This window comes from Sphingomonas sp. RS6 (assembly GCF_054489705.1).
Window position 1 is genome coordinate 65779 of the sequence record NZ_JBTMWM010000002.1, and the last position, 14618, is coordinate 80396.

Below are 14618 nucleotides of genomic sequence, written 5' to 3' on the forward strand. Positions count from 1 at the left end.
CTATTCGGCCGCCACCGCGCACGGCCCGAAATCGAGTTCGGCCTGGGCGACGGGCGCAAAGCTGCGGCGGTGATGCGGCGTCGGGCCGAGCCGGCGCAGCGCTTCCTGATGCGCGCGTGCCGCATAGCCCTTGTTCGACGCCCAGCCATAGCCGGGGTGACGCGCATCGAGATCGATCATGATGCAGTCGCGGCGATGCTTGGCGACGATCGAGGCGGCGGCGATCGACAGGCACAGCGCGTCGCCGCCGACCACCGGCTGGCTGCGATGCGCCCAATCCGGGCAGCGATTGCCGTCGACCAGCACGAAGCCCGGCGCGAACCCCAGCGCATCGACCGCGCGCGTCATCGCCAGCATCGTCGCCCACAAGATGTTGAGCCGATCGATCTCCTCCACCTCGGCAATGCCGATGCCGACGCGCGCACAGGCGAGCAGCTGTTCGCACAGCCGGGCGCGCTTCGCCGCGGTCAGCGCCTTCGAATCGTCGATGCCGTCGGGAATGCAATCGGGATCGAGCACCACCGCCGCCGCCACGACCGGCCCGGCGAGCGGCCCGCGCCCAGCCTCGTCGACGCCGGCGACCGGGCCGCCATGCAGCTGGAAATAGCGCGTTTCATGGACGAGATCAGGCATCGTCGTCGATCCGCCACGGCGGGAAGCGACGCATTTCGCCCGCCTGATAGAGCCGGATCGCATTGCCCGCCGGATCGCGCAGCCGCGCCTCGCGCCAGCCCCATTTCTCGTCGCGGGGCTCCTGCTCGAACGCCACGCCCTGTTGCTGGAGATAGGCGACCGTCACGTCGAGATCGCCGCATTCGAAATAGACCACCGGCCCGGTATAATCCTTGTCGGTCGCGACCGAGAAGGTGGCGCCGCCTTCGGTCTCGAACCGGGCATAATGCGGCGCGCGCACCACCTGGCGCAGCCCGAGCAGCCGGTAGAATCGCTCGCTCGCGGCAAGGTCGGCCCCCGGCACCGTCACCTGGTTGAGCATCGGTTCGAAGAAGCTCATGTTGACGTCGAGCCGCACCGCCTGCTGCGCCATCGGGCCGTGGCCGCGGCCGAGCCCGTCTGCCTCGCGCATCGCGATCCGCACGAAGCGCCGCGCCCGGCTCACCGCCTCGGGCAGATCCCATTCGCTGGCGAGCCCGCAGGCGATCGCGGACGAAAGCGTGCAGCCGGTGCCGTGATCGCTGTCGGTCTCGATACGCGGATCGCGCCACTCGATCCGGGGGGGATCGTCGGGATCGACCGAATAGAGCGTGTCCACCACCTCCGCCCCGTCGCCATGCCCGCCCTTGACCAGCACGGCGCAGCGATGCGCGGCGACTAGCGCACGCGGCTCGCGGCCCAGCGCCGCCAGCTCGGGCAGGTTGGGGGTGACGACGGTGGCATGGTCCATCAGCCGCTCGAACGCGGCGACCGTCGCCTCGTCGGCCAGCCGCGCGCCGCTGCTCGCCACCATCACCGGATCGAACACCACCGGCAGGCCGGGAAGCTCGGCCAGCCGCTCGGCGACGGCGAGCGCGGTGCGCGCCGATCCGATCATCCCGATCTTCACCGCGTCGACGCCGATATCGCGCACCACCGAATCGATCTGCGCCAGCACCATGTCCGTCGGCACCGGATGCACCGCCTGGACGCCCAGCGTGTTCTGCGCGGTGATCGCGGTAATCGCCGTCATCGCGTGCCCGCCGAGCATGGTGACGGTCTTGATATCGGCCTGGATGCCGGCGCCGCCGCCCGAATCCGAGCCGGCGATAATGAGGATGCGCGGCGTGCTCATTGCGCGGAACGCCCGAGGTTCGGGCCGCGCGATGGCGCCCCGGTGATGCGGCTAAGTTGCCAAAGTTCACACTCGCGCGCGCGTATCGCAAACGGGCGCAAGGGCCGGGAGAACAGGGGGCGGATCGATCGAGACATGGTGCCGCCTTCTTGCACAGACCGGCCCTCGTAGGACAGGGCAAAACCGCCGGCAAGTGCCGCAGGCCGGCCCGATCGAAGCGGCTGCGGCATCATCTTGGAATTTTCATCGCCGGCGGAATTTGCTTGCCGATGGGTTTCTGTGGCGGGGGCGTCGGAACTTGATTTCGACTATGGGTGACTTGGAGAGGCGCGACCAGCGAGAGGCTTGGCGGCTGGCTTTGATGGAGAGCTGCCAATCCGCTTCCTAGCGGCGCGCATCAATTGATGCGATTAGGTGGATATGGGCATCCTGCATAAATCCGCCGCTACCATTGGCTTCTACGGTGATGATCTCGATCCCACAGCGATTACGGAGGCGTTGGGGGCCGAACCGACCGTTGGCGTGAGAAAGGGCGGTGTGTGGAAAACAAAGTCAGGGGCGGTGAAGACAGCTGTGACTGGATCGTGGAGGATCGAAGCCGAGTACCGTGAGCCCGGTGATCTCGATGGCCAAATCAACGGCTTGCTTGACGGTTTGTCGGACGATCTGGTTGCGTGGCGATCCTTTTCACAGCGACACCGCGGCCGGGCATTCTGTGGGCTGTTTCTCGACAGCGGGAACGAAGGTCTGACGTTGCGGTCTGAGACGCTGTTGCGCCTCGGCGAGCGCGGGTTGCTGATCGACCTCGACATCTACGGTTTGGATCAGCCTGACTAAACGTCTGCTTCTGGGCGCTTGCGGTCATCCGGCGCGAACGGCGTCGAAATGGCTGAAGGTGGTGGAAAGCTGCCGTCAGTAGTTGCTACGGACGAACTTCAAAATTGCCATCGCGGAGAACCGCACAAGGACTGCGAAGAGCACCATCAATGGTCCAACCCATAGCCCTTGGCGGTCCCAGCCCCACCCAAGATTAATTGCCCAGTCCAAAACAGTTGCCACCCACATCGTTGTCACCAGGCAGCAGAATGCCACGAAGATGATGTTGATGCCTTTTTGCTGGCTGGCGACGAACCGTTCGTTGTCCATACCCATGGTATCTCATCCCCTTTCGATGTCCGCAACTGGGCGCTTTCGGTCATCTGGCGCGTTCGGGCGCTCCGAATGCCTGCACAGATCATCCTGTCCGGCCTTGAAGCCGCGATCCTCCACAGCGTCGCTGTCGCCCGCGGAGGCTACCCCTCCACCGGCTTCGCCGGTCCCCCTGCCCCACCGGGGGAGGATTGAGGACACCCACATTCGCGCCAAGCCCGTCGCGGCCGGCCCTTTCTACCCCGGCCCGCGGCGCACCGTCGAGGCGGGGTGGCGGGCCAGGGCTTCGTCGACGCGTGCCGGCCGGTCGAGCAGCTCGCCGCCGCAATTGGGGCAGCGTTCGTCGAGGCGATCGGCGCAGTCGGCGCAGAAGGTGCATTCGAACGAGCAGATGAAGGCGCCGCCCTCGTCTGCGGGCAGGTCGACGCCGCAGCGTTCGCAATCGGGGCGCATCTCCAGCATCAGGCCGCCGCCTCGCGAACCGCGTCGCACACCCGATCGACCACCGCCTCGACCTGGCCGCGATCGTCGCCTTCGGCCATCACCCGGATCACCGGCTCGGTGCCCGAGGCGCGGATGACGAGGCGGCCATTGCCCTTCAGCGCGGCCTCGGCCTCGGCGATCACGTCCTTCACCCGTGCATCGTCGAGCGGCTTGCCGCCGGCGAAGCGGACATTCTTCAGGATCTGCGGCAGCGGATCGAACCGGTGCAGCACCTCGCTCGCCGGGGCGCCGGCGCGGACCAGTTCGGCCAGCACCTGAAGTGCGGCGACCAGGCCGTCGCCGGTGGTGGCATAATCGGACAGGATGATGTGGCCCGACTGCTCGCCGCCGACATTGTATCCCGAGCCGCGCATCTTTTCGAGGACGTAGCGATCGCCGACCTTGGTGCGGACGAGCCCCAGCCCCTGCGCCGCGAGGTGGCGTTCGAGCCCGAGGTTCGACATCACCGTGGCGACCAGCCCGCCGCCGGCGAGGCGGCCGCGCCGTGCCCAGCCGGCCGCGATCAGCGCCATCAACTGATCGCCGTCGATCACGGTGCCGGTCTCGTCGACGACGATCAGCCGATCGGCATCGCCATCGAGCGCGATGCCGATCGCCGCGCCCGACCCGACCACGGTTTCGCACAAGGTCTGCGGCGCGGTGGAGCCGACGCCGTCGTTGATGTTCTTGCCATTGGGATTGACGCCGATGCTGACGACGTCGGCGCCCAGTTCCCAGAGCGCGGCGGGCGCGACCTGATAGGCGGCGCCGTTCGCGCAATCGACGACGACGCGAAGCCCGTCGAGCGTCAGATCGGACGGGAAGGTCGACTTGGCCGAATGGATATAGCGGCCCCGCGCATCCTCGACGCGGCGGGCGCGGCCGATCGCGGCCGAGGGGGCGAGCGGCACGTCGCCGTCGATCAGCGCCTCGATCGCCTCCTCATCGGCGTCGGACAGTTTGTAGCCGTCCGGCCCGAACAGCTTGATGCCGTTATCGGCATAGGGATTGTGGCTGGCCGAGATCATCACGCCCAGATCGGCGCGCATCGAATGGGTGAGCATCGCCACGGCAGGCGTCGGCATAGGGCCGACCAGCACCACGTCCATGCCGACGCTGGTGAAGCCGGCGACCATCGCGTTTTCGAGCATATAGCCCGACAGGCGCGTGTCCTTGCCGATCACGACGCGGTGGCGATGATCGCCCCGGCGGAAATGCGCGCCGGCCGCCATGCCGACCTTCATCGCCATCGCCGCGGTCATCGGCGCGAAGTTGGTCGCGCCGCGAATGCCGTCCGTCCCGAAATATTTTCTTGCCATGCCCTACGTTCTCGCGCCCTTGTGGCGTTGTATGCCTGCCGTGATAGCGGCCAAAACGACAAAGGGCGAGCATGTCGCAACCAACCCGCATTCTTCTTTCGCTTCTGGCCGGCCTGGCGATCGGCGCGCTGATGGCGGCCTATTCGCCGGCGACCGGGCTGACGGTGGCGGCATGGGCGCAGCCGGTGGGGCAGGCCTGGCTCAACGCGCTTCAGATGACGATCGTGCCGTTGGTCGTCGCGCTGCTGATCACCGGCGTTACCGCGACGGCCGAGGCGGCGCAGGCCGGGCGGCTGGCGGGCCGCGCGATCGCGATGTACGTCGTGCTGCTGTTCCTGTCCGCCGCCGCCGCGGCGCTGCTGACGCCCTTGTTCCTCCAGCTTGCGCCGCTGCCGCAGGAATCGGCGGCGAGCCTGCGCGCGGCGCTGGCGGGGGCGGAGAAGGTGGGGCCGGTGCCGCCGATCGGCGAGTTCCTGGCGGCGATCGTGCCGTCGAACATCGTCAAGGCGGCGGTGGAGAATGCGTTCCTGTCCCTCATCATTTTCGCGCTGATCTTTGCCTTTGCGGTGACGCGGGTGGCGGCGGAATCGCGCGCGCTGCTCACCCATTTCTTCGTCGCGCTGCGCGACGTGATGCTGGTGGTGATCGACTGGGTGCTGTGGGTCGGCCCGATCGGCGTGTTCGCGCTGGCGCTGGTGGTGGGCGCCAAGGCGGGGACCGGGGCGTTCGGCGCGCTGCTCCATTATATCCTGGTGGTGGCGTCGGTGGGGCTGGTGGTGACGCTGTTCGCCTATCCGACCGCGGTGATCGCCGGACGCGTGGGGCTGATCCGCTATTTCCGCGCGGCGCTGCCCAGCCAGGCGGTGGCGATCAGCACCCAGTCTTCATTGGCGACGCTGCCGGTGATGGTGGAGGGCGCGGGCGCGGTGGGCGTGCCGGTGGCGGTATCGGGCGTGACGCTGCCGCTGGCGGTGGCGATCTTCCGCGCGACCGGGCCGGCGATGAACTTCGCGGTCGCGATCTATGTCGCGCAATGGTTCGGCGTGCCGCTGACGCCGGCGACGCTGGCGCTGGGCACGGTGGTGGCGACGCTGACCTCGCTCGGATCGGTGAGCCTGCCGGGGACGGTGAGCTATGTCAGCGCGATCTCGCCCGTCGCCGCGACGATCGGCGCGCCGATCGCGCCGCTGGGCCTGCTCGTCGCGGTGGAGACGCTGCCCGATATCATGCGCACGGTGGGCAACGTCACCTGGGACCTGGCGACGACGATGTGGCTCTCGCGAAAGGCCGGCGCGGTGCCGCACGACAGCGGCGACGAGCTGATCGAGGCGACGAACGCCGACTGACGGGACTTGCTGGCGGCGGGGGCGCCGTGTCACGAGAGCGTTCGGTATCGTCAGGGAATGCCAGACCCTATGCGCGTGTTGTTCTATCTGCCCGTCATTACCCCGAACTGGTTCAACGACGCGGTCAATCACCTGATCCGCGCGGCGGCGCGCGAGCATGAGGTGCATGTCATCGTGCCGGTGATGTGGCACGGCACCGGCATCGGCGCGCCCGAACTGCAACGCTGCGCCGACCTGACCGAGGTGCGCTGGCACATCCTGAACGATCCCGACCATCCGAGCTATCGCACCCGCCCCGACGATCCCGAGGCGCTGGTCGCCTTCGTGCGCGAGCTGAACCCGGCCTATACGATCTGCCGTTCCGCCGATGTCGAGACGCCGGCGCGCTTTCCCGGGCGGGTGGCGTATCTGATGGAGGGGGAATATTCGCCGACCTTGTTCGCGCCGCTGCCGATCGGCGGACGGCTGCGGATCGACTGGCCGGACTTTTTCGATTTCGGCGAGGTGCCGCCGCTCACGCCCGGGCAGCGCGAGTGGCTGCGCGAGGCGACCGGCGGCGAATGGTTCGCGCATGCGAAGCGGCTGACCTCCGACCGCGCCACCGATCTCGCCGCGCTGGGCCTGCCCGACGACCGGCGGCTGGTGGCGATGCCGCTGCAATATCAGGGATCGGACAATTTCTTCGGCCGGCTGCACGGCGAACAGGCCCCGCCCGACGAGGCGGTGGCGCGCGTGGCCGAGGGGCTGGGCGAGGATTTCCTTCTGGTCGTCTCGCTGCACCCGATCGACATTCGCGAGCGCAACCGCGTGCCCGGGCTCGAGCGGATCGCGGCGATGGACCCCCGGCGCGTGCGGATCGCGACGGTGCGCGAGGAACAATATCGCGGCGCGCTGACCGAAACGCTGATCCGCCATAGCGACGGACTGGCGGTGGCCGAATCCAAGTCGATCTCGATCGCGGCGCTGCTCGAAAAGCCGATCCTGCGGCTGTCCACCCACGCCACCGCGCCGTGGGTGCGCGCCTATACCGATCCGGCGGCGTTCGCGGTGGCGCTGCGCGAGGGGCGGGCCGATGCGCCGTCGCTCGACGACGCGCTCGTCTGGTATGGCTATCACTATGCCAACAACGCGTTCGTGCCGGTGACGACCTCGTTCGACGAGCTGATCGCGCGGATCGACCGGCCGCACGACCCGGCGCGCTGGCCGCGCGCGCTCGGCTTTGCCGCAGCCGAGGCAGTGCCTATTTGAGGAGCACCAGTTCCTCAGCCATCGTCGGGTGGAGCGCGACGGTGTCGTCGAACGCCTCCTTGGTCAGCCCTGCCTTGACCGCGACCGCCGCCGCCTGAAGGATTTCGGGCGCATCGGGGCCGATCATGTGGAGCCCGACGACGCGGCCGGTGACGCCGTCGCACACCATCTTGTAGAGCGCGCGTTCGTGGCGGCCGGCGAGCACGTTCTTCATCGCGCGGAAGTCCGAGGTATAGACCTTGACCGAGCCGAGCTTGTTGCGCGCCTCGCTCTCGGTCATGCCGACCGACGCGATCGGCGGGTGGCTGAACACCGCATTGGGGATATTGGCATAATCGACCTGGCGCGGCTTGCCGCCGAACATCGTGTCAGCGAATGCCTGGCCCTCGCGGATCGCGACGGGGGTGAGCTGGACGCGATTGGTGACGTCGCCCACCGCGAAGATGCTTTCGACCGTGCTGCGGTTGTCGGCATCGACCTTGACCGCGCCCTTGGCGTCGAGCTCGACGCCCACGGTTTCCAGCCCCAGCCCCTTGCTGTTGGGCACGCGGCCGGTGGCGAACAGCACGCAATCGACTTCGGCCGGATCATGGTTGGTCATCGATACAAGCAGGGTGCCGTCCGCCTGCTTCTCGATCTTCTCGAACTCGGCGAAGAAGCGGAAATCGATGCCCTTGGTCATCGAGATCTGGAGCAGCCGGTCGCGCACCTGCATGTCATAGCCGCGCAGGATCACGTCGGTGCGGTTGATGAGCGTGACCTTCGATCCGAACTCGTTGAAGATGCCGGCGAATTCATTGGCGATATAGCCACCGCCGGCGATCAGCACGCGGCGGGGCAGCGTCTCCAGATGGAAGACCTCGTTCGAGGTGATGCCATGCTCGCAGCCGGGGAAGTTCGGCACATGCGGGTGCGCGCCGGTTGCGATCAGAATGTATTTCGCGGTGACGACCCGGCCGCTCGCCAGCGTCACCTCGTGCGGGCCGGTGACGGTGGCGCGTTCGAGGATGATCTCGACGCCGTTATTCTCCAGCCCCTGCGTGTAGAGGCCGTTGAGCCGATCGACGTCGGCGAGCACATTGTCGCGCAGCGTCGGCCAATCGAAATGGCAATCGGGCACGTCCCAGCCGAAGCGGCGGGCATCCTTCAGATCCTCGGCGAAATGCGCGCCGAAGATCAGCAGCTTCTTGGGCACGCAGCCGCGGATCACGCAGGTGCCACCGACGCGATACTCCTCCGCCACCGCGACCTTCGCGCCATAGGCCGCCGACATGCGCGAGGCGCGCGTGCCGCCCGAGCCTGCGCCGATCACGAACAGATCGAAGTCATAGTCGGACATCAGTTCACTCCTGGATGATGAATCGCCGCAATCAGCCCGAGATGGTCGACAAAGGGCTGGAAGTCGCGATCGGAAAAGAGCAGCGGGCGATTTTCCCGGATGCAATAGGTGGCGATCAACGCGTCGATCGTCTTGCGGATGGTGATGCCCTGCACCCGCAAACGCCGATAATTGGCTGCCGCAGCGATCGCCAGTTCCGTGCCGCCCAGCGTCACAATGTCCAGCATCGTCAGCAGGTCGCGCGCCAGATCGAAGTCGCGGTCGCTGCGCGTCCCCTGCAGCACCTCCGCCAGAACGAGGTCGGCGGTGCAGAGCGAAAAACGCGGCAATGCCTGTTTGAGCCAGCGTGTCTCCGGTGTCTCGCGGGCATTCAGAAAGTCGATCCAGACGCTGCTGTCGACGAGGATCATCGTGCCAGCGTCATTCGGCGGTGAGGTGCTTGCTGGTCCGCATCGCGTCCAGATCGCCATCCCAGCCACGCCCCCAGAGTTGCAGCAAGGCTTCCTGCTGGCGGAGGCGCAGCGTCTCGCGCAGCGCCCGGTCCACCGCCTCGCGCTTGGTGCGCGCGCCGGTAACGCGCATCACCTGCGCCACCAGTTCGGGGTCGATTTCGATATTGGTCCGCATGGGGATACACATCCTTCCCGCCGAACATACACATAGGCGGTGGTAGGCGTCGCCACAAGCGCGTGCCCTCCCGCGCGCGGGAGGGGGGCGGCGTTCACCGCTTGCGGACGAACTCGGCGCGCAGGACGAGGCCCTTGATGCCGTCGAACTTGCAGTCGATCTCCTGCGCGTCGCCGGTCAGGCGGATCGACTTGATGAGGGTGCCGCGCTTGAGCGTCTGGCCCGCGCCCTTCACGGTCAGATCCTTGATGAGCGTCACCTGATCGCCGTCCTGGAGCAGGTTGCCGACTGAGTCGCGCACTTCCACCGTGTCCGCCGCCGCTGCCTTGGCCGCGGCTTCGGCGGCGGGGATCCACTCCCCGCTCGCCTCGTCATACACATATTCGTCTTCGCCGCTCATGCGCCAAATGCCCTTTGAATCAGATCGTTGGTGGAGGGATCGAAATCGAGCCCGCCCTTGTCGGCCGCCTTGGCCATTTCCTTGCCCAGCTCGACGCCGAACTGGTCGAACGGATTGATGCCGAGCAGCACCGCGTTCACGAAGGTGCGGTGCTCGTAAAAGGCGATCAGCGCGCCCAGCGTGCGCGGATCGAGTGCATCGAGCAGCAGCGTCGACGAGGGCCGGTCGCCCGGATAGGCGCGCGCCGGATCGTCATGGCCCTTGCCCGCCATCAGCGCCGCGCCTTGCGCGAACATGTTGAGCAGCAGCTGGCGGTGATGCCCCTCGGCCAGCGCGTCGCCCGCCTCGATCACGCCGACGAACTCGACCGGCACGAGGCGCGTGCCCTGATGCAGAAGCTGGAACACCGCGTGCTGGGCATCGGTGCCGACGCCGCCCCAGGTGATCGCGGCAGTCGGCCACGAAACGACTTCGCCCGCAGCGGTGACGCGCTTGCCGTTCGATTCCATCTCGAGCTGCTGGAGATAGCTGGGCAGCAGTTTCAGCCGTTCGTCATAGGCGAAGGTCGCGCGCGTCTCGCAGCCGCGCGCCTGGGTGTAGTAAAGATCGGCGAACGCCGCGAGCGCGGGGGCGTTGCGGCTGAGTTCGGTCAGGCGGAAATGGCGGTCCATTTCGGCCGCGCCCTCAAGCAGTTCCTCGAACGCGCTCCAGCCGAGCGCGAGCGCGGCGGGGAAGCCGATCGACGACCAGAGCGAATAACGGCCGCCGACGCTTTCGTAGAACGGCAGCACGCGGGTTTCGTCGACGCCCCATTCGATCGCGCGTTCGGGCGAGGCGGTGAGCGCGATGACGCGGCCATAGGGATCGGCGACGCCGGCTTCCGCCATCCAGGCGAGCGCGCTTTCGGCGTTGAGCATCGTCTCGGTGGTGGTGAAGGTCTTGCTGGCGATCGCGATGAGGGTCGCCTGCGGATCGAAGCGGTCGAGCGCGTCTTCGAGCGCGACGCCATCGACGTTGGAGACGATCGCGACGTCGTAGCGATCCATGTCGCGGCCGAGCGCGTCGACGAGCAGATCGGGGCCGAGCGCCGATCCGCCGATGCCGATGTGCAGGATGTGGCGCACCGGGCCGAGTGCATCGGCCTCGATCGCGTCGATCAGCGCGCGCATCCGTTCTTGATAATGGCGTGCCCGCGCGACGCTGTCCGGCGCACCTTCGCCGCGTTCGGCGGTGTGTTCGGCGGCGCGGCCCTCGGTGACGTTGACGATTTCGCCCGCGAACAGCGCGTCGCGCTTGGCCGCAAAGTCCATCTGCCCGGCCAGCGTCGCGAAGGCATCGATCGCGCCGCCGGTCAGGTGCGTCTTCGACCAGTCGAAATGGATGCCGGCGACATCGAGGCTGAGCGCGGCGAGCCGATCGGCGTCGTCGGCGAACAGGCGGGTGAGCGCGGGCGTTTCGAGCGCCTGGATCGGTGTGAAGTCGGGCAAGGCCATGTTCATCTCCTTTGTGCGAGCCCCTATCGTCCCAATCCCGCCTGGGCCAGCCTCATTCATCGGCTTGACCTCACCGCCCGGCCCAAGCAGAGCAGCGACATGGAAACGCCTTCCTCCGCCGAATCCGCAGCGATCGCCTCCGACAGCGCCAAAAAGCCGGCCGCCAAGCCCGGCAAGCCCAAATCGGAATGGCGCGATCTGGCCGAATTCCTGCTCAAGCTCGCGCTGATCGTGTTCGTGGTGCGCAGCTTCATCTTCTCGCCGTTCAGCATCCCCAGCGAATCGATGCTGCCGCGCCTGCTGATCGGCGACTATCTGTTCATCACCAAATGGAACTATGGCTATTCGCGGCATTCGCTGCCGTGGAGCCTGCCGCTGATTCCCGGCCGCATTTTCCCGGGCACGCCGGCGCGCGGCGACGTGGTGGTGTTCAAAGCGCCGAACCACAATGGCGAGGACTGGATCAAGCGCGTCATCGGCCTGCCGGGCGACCGGGTGGAAATGGTGAACGGCCAGGTGATCCTGAACGGCAAGCCCGTGCCCAAGCAACGCATCGCCAATTTCGTGGTGCCGATTTCGCCCAACTATCCGATCGCCAGCGCGGCGACGCAGGGGCGCGGCTGCGACCAGTCTTTCGTCGTCACCGACAAGGCGGGCAAATCGGTGTGCAGCATGCCGCAGTTCCGCGAGACGCTGCCCAACGGCAAGAGCTATAACGTGCTCGATCTGGCGATGCTCGACCAGGACAATACCGAGGTGTTCACCGTGCCCGCGGGCCATGTGTTCCTGATGGGCGACAATCGCGACAATTCGACCGACAGCCGCTTCCAGCAGCCGCCCTATGGCCGCGGCATCGGCTTTGTGCCGATCGAGAATATCGAGGGCAAGGCGGTGGTCAATTTCTGGTCGACCGACGGCAGCGCCAATTGGTTCCTGCCCTGGACCTGGTTCAGCGCGGCGCGGTGGAGCCGGATCGGAGAAGGATTCTGAGCAGACCCGATCTGGGCGGCTGGATCGCGCAGACCTTTGGCCGGCCCGCAAAGGATCTCGCCGCGTTCGAGCGCGCGCTGACGCATGGCAGCCAGGCCGCGGGCAATTACCAGCGGCTCGAATTTCTGGGTGACCGGGTGCTCGGGCTGGTGATGGCCGAATGGCTGTTCGAGCGCTTTCCCGACGAGCCCGAAGGCGCGCTGTCGCGCCGGCTGAACGCGCTGGTGACGGGGCCGGTCTGCGCCGATGTGGCGCGCGAACTGGGCGTGGTGCCGCACCTGCGGCTCGGCAAGCAGGCGCGCGACGACGGCGCGGCGGACAGCGACAATGTGCTGGGCGACGTGATGGAGGCGCTGATCGGTGCCTTTTACCGCGAGGCCGGGCTCGATGCCGCGCGGGCGCTGATCCGGCGGCTGTGGGGCGAGCGGATCAGCGCGCACGCCAAGGCGCCGAAACATCCCAAATCGGCGCTGCAGGAATGGGCCGCCGCGCACAACCGGCGGCCGCCCGACTATGCGGTGGTCGATCGCTCCGGCCCGAACCATGCGCCGCGCTTCATCGTCCGCGTCTCGATCGGCAAGCTGGCCGAGGCGGATGGTGAGGGGACCAGCAAGCAGGAAGCCGAAACCGCCGCCGCCGCCGCGCTGCTCGCGAAGCTGGGCGGCTGAAGCGCGAGCCCTGCTCTCGCGCCTGCGCCCGATCCACTCTACAACTGGACCCCATGACCGAAACCAATTCCCAATCCTGCGGTGTCGTCGCGATCGTCGGTGCGCCCAATGCCGGCAAGTCGACGCTGGTCAATGCACTGGTCGGCCAGAAGGTCGCGATCGTCAGCCCCAAGGCGCAGACGACGCGCGCCCGGCTGATGGGCATCGCGATCGAGGGCGATGCCCAGCTGATGCTGGTCGACACGCCCGGCATATTCACGCCCGAGCGCCGGCTGGACCGCGCGATGGTGGCCGCCGCCTGGGAAGGGGCCGATGGCGCCGACCTGATCGCGCTGGTGGTCGATGGCAAGGGCGGGATCGGGCCGAAGGTGATGGCGATCCTCGACAGCCTGCGTGGCCGGCCGGAGCGCAAGATCCTGATCCTCAACAAGGTCGACATCGCCGACAAGCCCCGGCTGCTGGGCCATGCGGCCAAGCTCAACGAGGCGCTGGCGTTCGACGAGACCTATTTCGTCTCGGCGCAGACCGGCGACGGCGTGCCCGAGCTGAAGGCGGCGCTGGCGGCGGCGATGCCCGAGGGGCCGTGGCACTTTCCCGAGGACCAGGTATCCGACGCGACCGAGCGGATGATCGCGGCCGAGGTGACGCGTGAGCAGCTCTATCTCCAGCTTCATGCCGAGTTGCCCTACGCCAGCGCGATCGAGACCGAGAAGTACAGCGAGCGGGCGGACGGATCGGTGGAGATCCACCAGCAGATCCTGGTCGCGCGCGACACCCAGCGCGCGATCGTGCTGGGGAAGGGGGGCGCTCGCATCAAGGAAATCGGCGCGCGCGCCCGCGCCGAACTGTCGCGGATCATGGGCGTGCCGGTGCACCTGTACCTGCACGTCAAGGTCAACCCGAAATGGGAAGAGGATCGCAGCCTCTATCGCGAGATCGGGCTCGACTGGGTCGATTGATCGCGGGTCAGCCGGCGAGCAGCTGATCGACCCATTCGGGCACCAGCGTGCCGGCCGGCCCCATCCGGCTTTCGTCGAACCAGTGGCTGCCGGCGGAGGGATCGAGGTTCATCTCCAGCGTCGCGGCGCCGTAATGGCGCGCGGTCTGGACGAAGCCGGCGGCGGGATAGACTGCGCCCGAGGTGCCGATCGAGACGAACAGATCGGCGGTCGTCAGCGCCGCCTCGATCCGATCCATCTGGTAAGGCATTTCGCCGAAAAACACGATGTCGGGGCGGAGCGCGGGCGTGCCGCAATTGGGGCATTCGGTGGCGGGCGGCAGCGCATCGGTCCAGCGCTCGCGGATGCCGCAGGCGGGGCACAGCGCCGACAGCAGCTCGCCATGCATGTGGAGCAGCCGGGTGGCGCCCGCCCGCTCGTGCAGATCATCGACATTCTGGGTGACGATCAGCAGCTCGCCCGGCCATTCGGCATCGAGCCGGGCGAGCGCGCGGTGCGCGGCATTGGGCTGGACCGTGGCGAGCGCGGCGCGGCGCAGATCGTAGAAGCGGTGGACCAGCGCCGGATGGGCGGCCAGCGCCTCGGGCGTGCAGACATCCTCCACCCGGTGCCCTTCCCATAGCCCGCCGGGGCCGCGAAAGGTGGCGACGCCGCTTTCGGCCGATACGCCGGCGCCGGTGAGAATGACGAGATTGGCAGGCTGGGGCATCGATTCACCTCTTCTGGTGACCCGGGATAGCCGCGCGCCCGGCGATCGCAACCGCGACGCTTGCCTCGCCACGCCGCAAACGGGATAGTCGGGCGGGGTAAT

Annotated in this window: 18 protein-coding genes; 7 read left to right on the top strand and 11 right to left on the bottom strand. The window is 67.5% G+C overall.

The annotated features are described in order from the left end of the window. Both ACX40Y_RS05105 and thiD read right to left on the bottom strand, forming a co-directional pair. Positions 1-633, bottom strand: a complete 633-nt coding sequence (locus tag ACX40Y_RS05105; RefSeq protein ID WP_459118472.1) for a ribonuclease HII — start codon at positions 631-633, stop codon at positions 1-3. Further along, positions 626-1786, bottom strand: coding sequence for a bifunctional hydroxymethylpyrimidine kinase/phosphomethylpyrimidine kinase (thiD, locus tag ACX40Y_RS05110; protein ID WP_459118473.1), 1161 nt, complete (start codon positions 1784-1786; stop codon positions 626-628). The genes ACX40Y_RS05105 and thiD overlap by 8 nt, the downstream gene beginning before the upstream one ends. A 420-nt stretch (positions 1787-2206) precedes the next feature. On the opposite strand from thiD, the gene ACX40Y_RS05115 reads away from it, so the two are divergent. Then, a complete protein-coding gene (locus ACX40Y_RS05115) occupies positions 2207-2623 on the top strand; it encodes a DUF4279 domain-containing protein (protein ID WP_459118474.1) in 417 nt (138 codons plus the stop codon). 75 nt (positions 2624-2698) lie between these two features. Here ACX40Y_RS05115 and ACX40Y_RS05120 read toward each other — a convergent pair whose 3' ends face one another. Beyond that, entirely contained in the window at positions 2699-2938 is a 240-nt protein-coding gene (locus ACX40Y_RS05120; protein WP_459118475.1) for a hypothetical protein, read from the bottom strand. Positions 2939-3007: 69 nt separating this feature from the next. Between ACX40Y_RS05120 and ACX40Y_RS05125 the strand changes: the two genes are divergently transcribed. Further along, positions 3008-3130, top strand: a complete 123-nt coding sequence (locus tag ACX40Y_RS05125) for a hypothetical protein (protein WP_459118476.1) — start codon at positions 3008-3010, stop codon at positions 3128-3130. Positions 3131-3172: 42 nt separating this feature from the next. On the opposite strand, the gene ACX40Y_RS05130 is transcribed toward ACX40Y_RS05125, so the two are convergent. Together ACX40Y_RS05130 and glmM are read right to left on the bottom strand one after the other, a co-directional pair. Continuing rightward, positions 3173-3397: a DUF1272 domain-containing protein gene (locus ACX40Y_RS05130; protein ID WP_459118477.1), complete on the bottom strand. Its 225-nt coding sequence runs from the start codon at positions 3395-3397 to the stop codon at positions 3173-3175. Next, positions 3397-4737 carry a phosphoglucosamine mutase gene (gene glmM, locus ACX40Y_RS05135; RefSeq protein ID WP_459118478.1) on the bottom strand — a complete coding sequence of 447 codons (1341 nt, stop codon included), beginning with the start codon at positions 4735-4737 and terminating at the stop codon, positions 3397-3399. Before glmM ends, ACX40Y_RS05130 begins: the two co-directional genes overlap by 1 nt. A 71-nt stretch (positions 4738-4808) precedes the next feature. On the opposite strand from glmM, the gene ACX40Y_RS05140 reads away from it, so the two are divergent. Both ACX40Y_RS05140 and ACX40Y_RS05145 read left to right on the top strand, forming a co-directional pair. Beyond that, on the top strand, positions 4809-6083 hold the full coding sequence (locus ACX40Y_RS05140; RefSeq protein ID WP_459118479.1) for a dicarboxylate/amino acid:cation symporter: 1275 nt from the start codon (positions 4809-4811) through the stop codon (positions 6081-6083). A 69-nt stretch (positions 6084-6152) separates the two neighbouring features. Further along, on the top strand, positions 6153-7331 hold the full coding sequence (locus ACX40Y_RS05145) for a hypothetical protein (protein WP_459118480.1): 1179 nt from the start codon (positions 6153-6155) through the stop codon (positions 7329-7331). Here the strand turns inward: ACX40Y_RS05145 and gorA are convergent. The 5 genes from gorA to pgi all read right to left on the bottom strand — a co-directional run bounded on the left by gorA (position 7324) and on the right by pgi (position 11190). Next, positions 7324-8670, bottom strand: a complete 1347-nt coding sequence (gene gorA / locus ACX40Y_RS05150) for a glutathione-disulfide reductase (protein WP_459118481.1) — start codon at positions 8668-8670, stop codon at positions 7324-7326. The genes ACX40Y_RS05145 and gorA overlap by 8 nt on opposite strands. Further along, entirely contained in the window at positions 8670-9080 is a 411-nt protein-coding gene (gene vapC / locus ACX40Y_RS05155) for a type II toxin-antitoxin system VapC family toxin (RefSeq protein ID WP_459118482.1), read from the bottom strand. The genes gorA and vapC overlap by 1 nt, the downstream gene beginning before the upstream one ends. A gap of 10 nt (positions 9081-9090) precedes the next feature. Beyond that, positions 9091-9297 carry a type II toxin-antitoxin system VapB family antitoxin gene (locus tag ACX40Y_RS05160; protein WP_459118483.1) on the bottom strand — a complete coding sequence of 69 codons (207 nt, stop codon included), beginning with the start codon at positions 9295-9297 and terminating at the stop codon, positions 9091-9093. A 94-nt stretch (positions 9298-9391) separates the two neighbouring features. Next, entirely contained in the window at positions 9392-9697 is a 306-nt protein-coding gene (locus ACX40Y_RS05165) for an alkylphosphonate utilization protein (RefSeq protein ID WP_459118484.1), read from the bottom strand. Then, the gene (gene pgi / locus ACX40Y_RS05170) at positions 9694-11190 is read right to left on the bottom strand and encodes a glucose-6-phosphate isomerase (protein ID WP_459118485.1); all 1497 of its coding nucleotides are present in this window, start codon (positions 11188-11190) and stop codon (positions 9694-9696) included. The genes ACX40Y_RS05165 and pgi overlap by 4 nt, the downstream gene beginning before the upstream one ends. A gap of 99 nt (positions 11191-11289) precedes the next feature. Between pgi and lepB the strand changes: the two genes are divergently transcribed. Genes lepB through era form a run of 3 tightly spaced genes read left to right on the top strand, consistent with a single transcriptional unit; the run spans position 11290 to position 13807 of the window. After that, the gene (gene lepB, locus ACX40Y_RS05175) at positions 11290-12180 is read left to right on the top strand and encodes a signal peptidase I (RefSeq protein WP_459118486.1); all 891 of its coding nucleotides are present in this window, start codon (positions 11290-11292) and stop codon (positions 12178-12180) included. After that, positions 12177-12848 carry a ribonuclease III gene (rnc, locus tag ACX40Y_RS05180; RefSeq protein WP_459118867.1) on the top strand — a complete coding sequence of 224 codons (672 nt, stop codon included), beginning with the start codon at positions 12177-12179 and terminating at the stop codon, positions 12846-12848. Before lepB ends, rnc begins: the two co-directional genes overlap by 4 nt. A 53-nt stretch (positions 12849-12901) precedes the next feature. Further along, complete coding sequence (era, locus tag ACX40Y_RS05185) at positions 12902-13807, top strand: GTPase Era (protein ID WP_459118487.1); 906 nt, start codon at positions 12902-12904, stop codon at positions 13805-13807. A 7-nt stretch (positions 13808-13814) separates the two neighbouring features. Here era and ACX40Y_RS05190 read toward each other — a convergent pair whose 3' ends face one another. After that, the gene (locus ACX40Y_RS05190) at positions 13815-14516 is read right to left on the bottom strand and encodes an NAD-dependent deacylase (RefSeq protein ID WP_459118488.1); all 702 of its coding nucleotides are present in this window, start codon (positions 14514-14516) and stop codon (positions 13815-13817) included. Positions 14517-14618: the final 102 nt, after the last annotated feature.

Excerpts from the sequence above, each read along its gene's own strand:
- ACX40Y_RS05120 (WP_459118475.1), bottom strand. The coding sequence starts at position 2,938 with ATGGGTATGGACAACGAACGGTTCGTCGCCAGCCAGCAAAAAGGCATC.
- glmM (WP_459118478.1), bottom strand. The coding sequence starts at position 4,737 with ATGGCAAGAAAATATTTCGGGACGGACGGCATTCGCGGCGCGACCAAC.
- ACX40Y_RS05130 (WP_459118477.1), bottom strand. The coding sequence starts at position 3,397 with ATGCTGGAGATGCGCCCCGATTGCGAACGCTGCGGCGTCGACCTGCCC.
- lepB (WP_459118486.1), top strand. The coding sequence starts at position 11,290 with ATGGAAACGCCTTCCTCCGCCGAATCCGCAGCGATCGCCTCCGACAGC.
- era (WP_459118487.1), top strand. The coding sequence starts at position 12,902 with ATGACCGAAACCAATTCCCAATCCTGCGGTGTCGTCGCGATCGTCGGT.
- ACX40Y_RS05160 (WP_459118483.1), bottom strand. The coding sequence starts at position 9,297 with ATGCGGACCAATATCGAAATCGACCCCGAACTGGTGGCGCAGGTGATG.
- ACX40Y_RS05165 (WP_459118484.1), bottom strand. The coding sequence starts at position 9,697 with ATGAGCGGCGAAGACGAATATGTGTATGACGAGGCGAGCGGGGAGTGG.
- vapC (WP_459118482.1), bottom strand. The coding sequence starts at position 9,080 with ATGATCCTCGTCGACAGCAGCGTCTGGATCGACTTTCTGAATGCCCGC.
- thiD (WP_459118473.1), bottom strand. The coding sequence starts at position 1,786 with ATGAGCACGCCGCGCATCCTCATTATCGCCGGCTCGGATTCGGGCGGC.
- ACX40Y_RS05125 (WP_459118476.1), top strand. The coding sequence starts at position 3,008 with ATGCCTGCACAGATCATCCTGTCCGGCCTTGAAGCCGCGATCCTCCAC.
- gorA (WP_459118481.1), bottom strand. The coding sequence starts at position 8,670 with ATGTCCGACTATGACTTCGATCTGTTCGTGATCGGCGCAGGCTCGGGC.
- ACX40Y_RS05115 (WP_459118474.1), top strand. The coding sequence starts at position 2,207 with ATGGGCATCCTGCATAAATCCGCCGCTACCATTGGCTTCTACGGTGAT.
- ACX40Y_RS05105 (WP_459118472.1), bottom strand. The coding sequence starts at position 633 with ATGCCTGATCTCGTCCATGAAACGCGCTATTTCCAGCTGCATGGCGGC.
- ACX40Y_RS05140 (WP_459118479.1), top strand. The coding sequence starts at position 4,809 with ATGTCGCAACCAACCCGCATTCTTCTTTCGCTTCTGGCCGGCCTGGCG.
- pgi (WP_459118485.1), bottom strand. The coding sequence starts at position 11,190 with ATGGCCTTGCCCGACTTCACACCGATCCAGGCGCTCGAAACGCCCGCG.
- ACX40Y_RS05190 (WP_459118488.1), bottom strand. The coding sequence starts at position 14,516 with ATGCCCCAGCCTGCCAATCTCGTCATTCTCACCGGCGCCGGCGTATCG.
- ACX40Y_RS05145 (WP_459118480.1), top strand. The coding sequence starts at position 6,153 with ATGCGCGTGTTGTTCTATCTGCCCGTCATTACCCCGAACTGGTTCAAC.